Origin of the sequence: Mesorhizobium sp. M0676, assembly GCF_040320535.1 — a bacterium.
Lineage (GTDB): Bacteria > Pseudomonadota > Alphaproteobacteria > Rhizobiales > Rhizobiaceae > Mesorhizobium.
On the sequence record NZ_JAMYPU010000045.1, the window covers coordinates 24997 to 33747 of the forward strand.

The 8751-nt window shown below is 64.2% G+C and carries 10 protein-coding genes; 4 read left to right on the top strand and 6 right to left on the bottom strand.

All coding sequences use genetic code 11. The features are described 5' to 3' along the window. Positions 1–66: 66 nt before the first annotated feature. A complete protein-coding gene (gene upp, locus NKI35_RS29295) occupies positions 67–696 on the top strand; it encodes a uracil phosphoribosyltransferase (protein WP_023671129.1) in 630 nt (209 codons plus the stop codon). A 129-nt stretch (positions 697–825) separates the two neighbouring features. Continuing rightward, positions 826–1383: a TIGR02281 family clan AA aspartic protease gene (locus tag NKI35_RS29300; protein ID WP_023740923.1), complete on the top strand. Its 558-nt coding sequence runs from the start codon at positions 826–828 to the stop codon at positions 1381–1383. A gap of 9 nt (positions 1384–1392) precedes the next feature. Here the strand turns inward: NKI35_RS29300 and deoA are convergent, their stop codons facing one another. From deoA to NKI35_RS29330, 6 genes are all read right to left on the bottom strand, one after another. After that, entirely contained in the window at positions 1393–2712 is a 1320-nt protein-coding gene (gene deoA / locus NKI35_RS29305) for a thymidine phosphorylase (RefSeq protein ID WP_352742270.1), read from the bottom strand. Further along, complete coding sequence (locus NKI35_RS29310) at positions 2712–3527, bottom strand: purine-nucleoside phosphorylase (protein ID WP_352742272.1); 816 nt, start codon at positions 3525–3527, stop codon at positions 2712–2714. The genes deoA and NKI35_RS29310 overlap by 1 nt, the downstream gene beginning before the upstream one ends. A gap of 12 nt (positions 3528–3539) precedes the next feature. After that, the gene (gene cdd, locus NKI35_RS29315) at positions 3540–3932 is read right to left on the bottom strand and encodes a cytidine deaminase (protein WP_023683183.1); all 393 of its coding nucleotides are present in this window, start codon (positions 3930–3932) and stop codon (positions 3540–3542) included. A gap of 106 nt (positions 3933–4038) precedes the next feature. Then, complete coding sequence (locus NKI35_RS29320) at positions 4039–5010, bottom strand: ABC transporter permease (RefSeq protein WP_023683182.1); 972 nt, start codon at positions 5008–5010, stop codon at positions 4039–4041. Position 5011: 1 nt separating this feature from the next. After that, positions 5012–6151 carry an ABC transporter permease gene (locus tag NKI35_RS29325; protein WP_023686470.1) on the bottom strand — a complete coding sequence of 380 codons (1140 nt, stop codon included), beginning with the start codon at positions 6149–6151 and terminating at the stop codon, positions 5012–5014. After that, positions 6148–7680 (bottom strand): ABC transporter ATP-binding protein, encoded by a 1533-nt coding sequence (locus NKI35_RS29330; protein WP_023698756.1) that lies wholly within the window; start codon positions 7678–7680, stop codon positions 6148–6150. Before NKI35_RS29330 ends, NKI35_RS29325 begins: the two co-directional genes overlap by 4 nt. A 218-nt stretch (positions 7681–7898) precedes the next feature. Between NKI35_RS29330 and NKI35_RS29335 the strand changes: the two genes are divergently transcribed. Together NKI35_RS29335 and NKI35_RS29340 are read left to right on the top strand one after the other, a co-directional pair. Then, complete coding sequence (locus NKI35_RS29335; protein ID WP_196813704.1) at positions 7899–8105, top strand: SlyX family protein; 207 nt, start codon at positions 7899–7901, stop codon at positions 8103–8105. 13 nt (positions 8106–8118) lie between these two features. Beyond that, positions 8119–8532, top strand: coding sequence for a hypothetical protein (locus tag NKI35_RS29340; RefSeq protein WP_352742274.1), 414 nt, complete (start codon positions 8119–8121; stop codon positions 8530–8532). The last annotated feature ends 219 nt before the right edge of the window (positions 8533–8751 follow it).

Sequence of the window (8751 nt, forward strand, 5' to 3'; positions counted from 1 at the left end):
TCCATCGGGACTCGCAAACCTGCTCACTATTCACTATTCACTATTCACCATTCACTGGAGCAACCCATGCAGGGCGTCACCGTCGTCGACCACCCGCTTGTCCAGCACAAGCTCACCATCATGCGCAAGAAGGAGACGTCGACCGCCGGCTTCCGGCGACTGCTGCGCGAGATCTCGCTGCTGCTCGGCTACGAGGTCACCCGCAACCTTGAACTGACGACGACGACCATCGAAACGCCGATGGAAACCATGGAAGCGCCGACGCTGGAGGGCAAGAAGCTGGTCTTCGCCTCGGTGCTGCGCGCCGGCAATGGCCTGCTCGAAGGCCTGCTCGACCTGGTCCCGGCGGCCCGCGTTGCCCATGTCGGCCTCTACCGCGATCACGAAACGCTGGAGGCGGTGGAATATTTCTTCAAGGCGCCGAGCGATCTCGCCGACCGGCTGGTGATCGTCGTCGATCCGATGCTGGCGACCGCGAACTCGGCCATCGCGGCCATCGACAAGCTGAAGGAGCGCGGCGCCACCAACATCCGCTTCCTTTGCCTGCTGGCGGCGCCAGAAGGCATCGAGCGCTTCACCAAGGCGCATCCGGATGTCCCGGTCTTTACCGCTTCCATCGACCGCCAGCTCAACGAGAAGGGCTACATCATGCCCGGCCTCGGCGATGCCGGCGACCGCATGTACGGAACCAAATGACGGCGGCTGGCAAGGCCAGCTGACATCCAGTCGTTTACCGCCCGTTTACGCAAAGCCGCGGTTTCGGGTTGGCGTTAAAGCGGCAAACACCATGTGCGCACGAGAATGGGCCTTCACGAAGGTCCGTTCATGCTGCGCAAGCTTCTCATTCTGGGCGTGTTCGCCGGAACGTCGGCATCGATCCCGATCGTCTATCAGTCGAACCCGCAGATCCTCGACAACCTGTTGAAGTCGACCGTCGCCGGCAAGCCGCAACCGCAGCCCGAGCTGAGCCTCGCCTCGGTTCCCGACAAGCCGGCCGCACCGCTGCCCACCGGTCGCAAGGTCCTGGTGGCGGCCGACGAGCGCGGCCATTTCACCTCCGCCTTCAAGCTCAACGGCCGCCAGGTCGACGGCATGATCGACACCGGCGCCACGTTGGTCGCCATCAACACCTCGACGGCGCGCCGCATCGGCATCTCGCTCAACCCGTCGGATTTCAGCCATCAGGTCAACACCGCCAATGGCGCGATCAGGGCCGCTGTGGTCAACATCGACCGCCTGCAGATCGGCAAGATCAGCGTCGACAACATCCAGGCCGTGGTCCTCGACGACAAGGCGCTGCGCACCAACCTGATCGGCATGAGCTTTTTGCAGCGGCTGGCAAAATACCAGGTCGAAAACGGCACACTGTTGCTGGTGCAGTAGCGCGTTCCGCTACCCGCGCGGCAGCACGCGCCGGATGACAGTCTTGTCGGCGGCTGGTTTCGACGCCCCGATCGTATAGGCCGAAAGCACGGCGGCTGCGGCCGCTTCGGCCTCCACTTGCGTGCGGGCGTGGACCAGCGCCAGCGGCTCGCCGGCCCGCACCTCGGCGCCGAGCGGCAGTAGCCTGGTGATGCCGACCGCATGGTCGATCCTGTCGTCCGGCCGCGTGCGCCCGCCACCGAGCCCGACCACAGCAAGGCCGATATCGCGGGTGGCAATACCGGTGGCAAAACCGTTGCCTGTCGCCTTGACCGCAAACTCCACCGCCGCTTTCGGCAGGTATTTTTCCGGCTTCTCGACGAAATCGGCGGGACCGCCAAGCGCTGTCACCATACGCGCGAAGGCGGCTGCCGCGCGGCCGCCGGCCAGCGTCTCGGCCGCGCGCCTGAGACCGTCCTGATTGGACGACGCCAGCCCTGCCGATTGCAGCATCTCGGCGGCCAGCGCCAGCGTCACATCCTCCAGTCGCTTGTCGCGGAGCCTCCCGGTGAGGAAATCGACGGCGTTGCGCACCTCGACCGCGTTGCCGGCCGCCGACGCCAGCGGCTCGTTCATGCCGGTGACCAGCGCCGAGGCCTTCAGGCCGGCGCCGTTGGCGATCTCGACCAGGCTGTTGGCCAGTGCTGTCGCGTCGCGCGACTTCTCCATGAAGGCGCCATTGCCGACCTTGACGTCGAGCACCAGCGACTGCAGGCCAGCCGCGAGTTTCTTCGACAGGATAGAAGCAGTGATCAGCGGCACCGATTCCACCGTTCCGGTCACATCGCGGATCGCATAGAGCCGACGGTCGGCGGGCGCGAGATCGGCGGTCTGGCCGATGATGGCACAGCCGGTCTCGAGCACCGTCTTGCGGAAGCGCGCGATATCCGGCTGGCTGATATAGCCCGGGATGGCGTCCATCTTGTCCAGCGTGCCGCCGCTATGGCCAAGGCCCCTGCCGGAGATCATCGGTACATAGGCGCCGCAAGCGGCGACGATCGGCGCCAGCATCAGCGAGACATTGTCGCCGACGCCGCCGGTCGAATGTTTGTCGGTGACCGGACCCGGCAGGTCGGACCAGTCGAGCACATCGCCGGAATCGCGCATCGCCAGTGTCAGCGCCACCGCCTCGTCGCGGTTCATGCCGTTGAAGAACACTGCCATGGCAAAGGCGCCGACCTGGCCGTCCGAGACGCTGCCCGAAGTCACGCCCGCGACAAAAGCCGAAATCTCCTGTGCGGACAGTTTCTGGCCGTCGCGCTTGCGGCGGATGATTTCCTGGGGAAGCATCAGGTGCCCTTTGGCTCCGGCGACCCATCCTGGAACACATGCGCAAGGATCGTCGCCAGCCGTGCGCCGCCGATCGGCGCCATGTCCTTGGTCTCCTGGTGCGACAGTTCCGCCCCGGTCATCCCGGCGGCGAGATTGGTGATCACCGAACAGGCGGCAACGCGAAGCCCAAGGAAGCGGGCGAGAATGACCTCCGGTACGGTCGACATCCCTACCGCTTTGGCGCCCATGACGCGGGCCATGCGGATTTCAGCAGGGGTTTCGAAACACGGACCGGAAAACCACATATAGACGCCCTTGTGCAGCGCCGTCCCTGTCGCCTTCGCCGCCCGTTCGATCGCCGCGCGCAAGCCGGCATCATAGGCTTCGGTCAGGCCGACGAAGCGGCGGTCGCTCGGCTCGCCGATCAGCGGGTTGGAGCCGGAGAAATTGATGTGATCGGTGATCAGCATCACCGATCCAGGCAGCATGTCGGGATCGACCGAGCCCGCGGCATTGGTAAGGATCAGCTTGGTGATGCCGATGCCGGCAAGCACCTCCAGCGCCGGCCGCATCGCCGCAGCAACGCCGTGCTCGTAATAATGGGCGCGGCCGGACAGCATCAGCACCGGCGTGCCGGCGAAAAGCCCCGCGACCACCTCGCCGGCATGGCCAGTCACCCCGCTGCGGGGGAAACCCGGCAGGTCGGCATAAGAGATGCGCACGGCATTTTCGACCTGGTCGACAAGCCCGCCAAGGCCCGACCCCAGCACCATCGCCGTTGTCGGCGCCAACCCGCCCAGCCTTTCAACGAGGTGGTCCAGAGCTTCCTTCATATCAGCCAACTCTCACTTCAAAATGTCGCCACGAAACCCGTAGGGCAGCATGTCGCCCATGGTCACGGTCTCGACCACGCCGGTGTTGTCGCAAAGATAGAGCTTTGTGTCCGGCCGGCAGAATTCCGCCAGCCTTTGCCGGCAGCCGCCGCAGGGCGAGCATTTCGCCATGCGCGAGGCAATGACGGCGATTTCCACAATCTTGCCGCCACCGCCCATGATGTAATGGCCGAGCGCCGTGGTCTCGGCGCACCAGCCTTCCGGATAGGACGCGACCTCGATGTTGGCGCCGGTGAAGACACGGCCGTCTTCGGTGCGCAACGCCGCACCCACCGGAAACTTCGAATAGGGCGCGTAGGCCTTGGCCATGGCCTCCTGCGCGGCTTCGAACAGATCATGCGACATCTAGACGTTCTCTCCGACGATCGTGTTCAAAACCCGGCCATTTGCGTTTCCTGGCGCCTTTCGAGCACCAGCCGCATGTTCGACTCAGTGCTCCTGGGCGCCCGGATCAACGTTCCTTGACATAAGGCACGCCGCCGGCGCGCGGCGGGATCGCCTTGCCGATGAAGCCGGCAAGCAGGATCACGGTCAGCACATAGGGCAGCGCCTGCATGAACTGCACCGGCACCTTGCCGATCAACGGCAGCGGCGAACCCTGTAGGCGGATCGCCGCCGCGTCGAGGAAGCCGAACAGAAGACAGGCGAACATGGCGTTCACCGGTCGCCATTTGGCAAAGATCAGCGCCGCCAGCGCGATGTAGCCCTTGCCGGCGGTCATGTCCTTCACGAAGCCGCCATTCTGCACCATCGAGAGGTAGGCGCCGGCAATGCCGGTCAGCACACCGGTGCAGATCAGCGCCCGGTAGCGCAGCCAGGCGACCGAGATGCCGGCGGTGTCGACGGCGGCCGGGTTCTCGCCGACGGCGCGTAGGCGCAGGCCGAAGCGGGTGCGAAACAACACCCACCAGGTGAACGGCACCATGGCGAAAGCGAGATACACCAGGATCGAATGGCCAGAGAGCAGCTCGGAATAGATCGGCCCGATGATCGGCACATCATGGATCGCGGCAGCACCTGGCAGAGTGATGGCCTCGAAACGCTCGCCCGGCTGTAGCGCCGGCGTGCGCCCGCCCTGCTGGAACCAGGCCTGGCCCAGAATGATGGTCGAGCCGGCGGCGACGAAGTTGATGGCCACACCGGAGACGATCTGGTTGCCGCGATGGGTGATCGAGGCGAAGCCGTGCACCAAGGCAAAGGCGACCGACATCACGATCGCCATGCCGAGACCGAGGAAGGCCGAATGGAAGACCGAAGCGGCGGCCGCACCTGCAAAGGCGCCGACCAGCATCTTGCCTTCCAGCCCGATGTCGAAAACGCCGGCGCGTTCCGAATAGAGGCCGGCGAGGCAAGCGAGCAGCAGCGGCACCGACAGGCGTATGGTCGAGTCCAGGATCTGCACGATGGCGATGAAGACGTCCATCTCAGGCGCCCTTCCCTTTGACCGCTTCGATGCCGACCGACCTTGGACTGAACGAGGCGAACAGCGCCTGGACGTAGGGCCGGAACATGTGCTCCAGCGCACCGGCAAACAGGATGACCAGGCCTTGGATGATGACGATCATGTCGCGGGAAATCGCCGGCATTTCGAAGGCGAGTTCGGCGCCACCCTGGTAGAGCATGCCGAACAGGATCGCCGCCAGCACGATGCCGACCGGATGCAGACGGCCCATCAGCGCCACGGCAATGCCGACGAAGCCGGCGCCGGAGACGAAATCGATCGCCACATTGTGCTGGTCGCCCATCACCGGGTTGAGTGTCATCATGCCGGCCAGCGCGCCCGAAATCATCATCGCGATGATGATGATGCGGGTCTCCGAAATGCCGGCATAGCGCGCCGCTTTCGGGCTGTGGCCATAGGTGCGCATCTCGTAGCCGAGCTTGGTGCGCCAGATCAGCAGCCAGACCAGGAATGCCATGAGCAGCGCCAGCAGGAAGCAGATGTTGAACGGCGCCGAGCGGATCTTGGCGCCGAACAGTTCGATGATCCAGTTGAGCTTCGGCAGCTCGGCCCCGGCGAGGAAGTTGCGCGTCTGCGGTGCCTGCGACGCCGCCGGCTTCAATGGCCCGACCAGGAGATAGACCATGATCGAGGCCGCGATGAAGTTGAACATGATGGTGGTGATGACGATGTGCGACCCGCGCTTGGCCTGCAGATAGGCCGGAATCAGCGCCCACAGCGCACCGACGGCGGCTCCGGCGACGATCGCCAGCGGAAAGGTCAGCCACCACGGCAGCACAGTGTCGAAGGCGAGGCAGACCACGCCCACGCCAAGGCCGGCAATATAGGCCTGGCCCTCGGTCCCGATGTTGAACAGGCCGCAATGTGCGGCCACCGCCACTGACAGGCCGGTGAAGATGAAGGTGGTGGCATAGAACAGCGTGAAGGCAATGCCGGTTCCCTTGCCGAAAGCGCCCTCGACCAGGATGACGGCGGCACGAAACGGGTTTTCGCCGACCAGCATGACGACGAAACCGGCAACGATGAAGGCCACCGACAGATTGATCAGCGGGATCAGCCCATAATCGGCCCAGGCCGGCAGCTTGGCGTAAGGCGTGCTCACTCTGCCGCCTCCTGGCGATCGACGCCTGCCATCAGCAGGCCAAGCTCGCCTTCGGTCGCCTCGGGGCCACGTTCGCCGACGATGCGCCCGGCAAACATCACCAGGATGCGGTCCGACAGCGAACGGATCTCGTCGAGCTCGACCGACACCACCAGCACCGCCTTGCCCTGGTCGCGCATTGCGATCAGCCGCTTGTGGATGAATTCGATGGCGCCGACATCGACGCCGCGCGTCGGCTGGCCGACGATCAGAACACCGGGATCCTGCTCCATTTCTCGCGCCAGCACGATCTTCTGCTGGTTGCCGCCGGAGAAATTCGCCGTCTTCAGACGCGGATTGCCGGGACGGATATCGTACTTCTCGATCTTGTCCTTGGCATCGGTCATGATGGCGTCGATGTTGAGGAACGGCCCTTTGAGGTAGCGCGGGTCGTCATGGTAGCCGAGGATCGAATTCTCGTTCTCCTCGAAGGCCAGCACCAGGCCGACATGATGGCGGTCCTCCGGCACATGGGCGAGCCCACGGTCGCGCAACTCGCCGGGATCGGCGGCCCCGGTCAGGTCGATCGGCTTGCCATCGAGCATCACCGAGCCGGAAACCGCGCGCCTGATGCCGGAAATCGCCTCGAGCAGTTCGGACTGGCCGTTGCCTGCGACACCGGCAATGCCGACGATCTCGCCGGCGTGGATATCGAAGGAGATGTCGTCGACCATGGTGACGCCGCGCTGGTCTTTCACCGTCAGGTTCTTGACGGCCAGCTTGACCGCGCCGGCCTCCGTCTCGCCCTTTTCGACCCGCAGCAGCACGCGCCGCCCAACCATCAGTTCGGCCAGTTCGCCGACTGTCGTCTTGCTGGTCTCGCGCGTCGCCACCATCGTGCCCTGGCGCATGACCGAGACATTGTCGGTGATGGCCATGATCTCGCGCAGCTTGTGGGTGATCAGCACCACCGTTTTCCCCTGGTCCTTCAACTGCCTGAGGATGCGAAACAGATGGTCGGCCTCGGCCGGCGTCAATACGCCCGTCGGCTCGTCGAGAATCAGGATTTCGGCGCCGCGATAAAGCGCCTTCAGGATTTCGACACGCTGCTGCAGGCCGACCGGCAATTCCTCGATGATGGCGTCGGGATCGACTTCCAGCCCGTATTCGCGCTCGAGCCGCTCCAGTTCGGAGCGCGCCTTGGCGATGCTCTTTTTCAACAGCGCATCGCTTTCGGCGCCGAGGATGATGTTTTCCAGCACGGTGAAATTGTCGACCAGCATGAAGTGCTGGTGCACCATGCCGATGCCGAGCGCGATGGCGTCGTTGGAAGTCTTGATCGACGCCGGCTTGCCGCCGACGCGGATCTCGCCGCTGTCGGCCTGGTAGAAGCCGTAGAGGATCGACATCAGCGTCGACTTGCCGGCGCCGTTCTCGCCGACGATGCCGTGGATGGTGCCGCGTGCGATCTCCAGATTGATGTCGCGATTGGCGCGAACGGCGCCAAAACTCTTGTTGATGCCGATCAGTTCGATTGCGGCTTGCGCCATGCAGCCTGTCCCACTCTTATTTTTTTATCGCTTGGTCAAAACGCCTAGCATGATGCCCCACCCGTGCCAATTGGCGGCGCAGTGGCCACTCTCGACAAATCCCGGTGCGCTTGTCAATTTCGAACGTGGCCGCAGACCTTCACATTCACTAATATGCAAGGCTCGACAGTCGCATCATGCTGCAACTGCGTGCACCAGGACCTGGGGAGTTTCGAATGATCATGCCTGTCGACCGGCTGACGACGCTGGAAATCCGCGCCGCCGAGCAGGAAAAGACGATCGAGGAACTGTCGGGCCAGATCGCCGAACAGTGGACGGTCATCGAGCGCATGCAGCGCAAGCTGGATGCGCTGACCGGGCGCTTCATGGCGCTGGAGGAACAATCGGCACCCGACGTGCCGATAACCAAACCGCCGCACTGGTAGCAAGGAGAAGCCGATGGCCGGTGAAAGCGATCGCGTTACGCGGGCGGGCGACTATGTGCTTGGCCTGATGAACGATCGCGACCGCGAGCGTGCCGAGCGAGACCTGGCGATCGATCCCGCCTTCCGCGACACGGTGATGCGGCTGGCCGAGCGCATGCATGTCTTCGACGGCACGGGGCGGCCCTCGGGCGACGACGATCGCTGGCGGCTGATCTCGCAACGCATCGCCGAACTGCCGCAGATGCGTGTGGTCGGCCAGGACGAAGCGAAGCCGGTGATCGGCAGACTGGAGCGGAAGCCCTATGGCGTCGGCGTGCATTCGCTCGGTGCCCGACGCGGCGCCGTCATCGCCATCGCGCTGATCGTGGTGTTTGCGCTGGGTTATCTCTTGGGCTTGTTGTCGACCGGCGGTGCGCTTCTGCCCTGACGTCCAAGGCAATCGCATATGGACTTGCGAAGAAGGACCCGCAACGCCGAAACTGCCGATCTCCCCCCTTGCGGGGGAGATGGCCGGCAGGCCAGAGGGGGTGTGAAGGATCGCCAACCTGATTGGCCGTTAGGGGTAGTGTGCTGAGAGTTCTGCAAATTCGCTGAGAGAGGGCGGTCATGGCAGGCTGGTGATGTTCAACGTCACCGATTCCCTGGA

Excerpts from the sequence above, each read along its gene's own strand:
- deoA (WP_352742270.1), bottom strand. The coding sequence starts at position 2,712 with ATGCTTCCCCAGGAAATCATCCGCCGCAAGCGCGACGGCCAGAAACTG.
- upp (WP_023671129.1), top strand. The coding sequence starts at position 67 with ATGCAGGGCGTCACCGTCGTCGACCACCCGCTTGTCCAGCACAAGCTC.
- NKI35_RS29330 (WP_023698756.1), bottom strand. The coding sequence starts at position 7,680 with ATGGCGCAAGCCGCAATCGAACTGATCGGCATCAACAAGAGTTTTGGC.
- NKI35_RS29310 (WP_352742272.1), bottom strand. The coding sequence starts at position 3,527 with ATGAAGGAAGCTCTGGACCACCTCGTTGAAAGGCTGGGCGGGTTGGCG.
- NKI35_RS29340 (WP_352742274.1), top strand. The coding sequence starts at position 8,119 with ATGGCCGGTGAAAGCGATCGCGTTACGCGGGCGGGCGACTATGTGCTT.
- NKI35_RS29300 (WP_023740923.1), top strand. The coding sequence starts at position 826 with ATGCTGCGCAAGCTTCTCATTCTGGGCGTGTTCGCCGGAACGTCGGCA.
- cdd (WP_023683183.1), bottom strand. The coding sequence starts at position 3,932 with ATGTCGCATGATCTGTTCGAAGCCGCGCAGGAGGCCATGGCCAAGGCC.
- NKI35_RS29320 (WP_023683182.1), bottom strand. The coding sequence starts at position 5,010 with ATGGACGTCTTCATCGCCATCGTGCAGATCCTGGACTCGACCATACGC.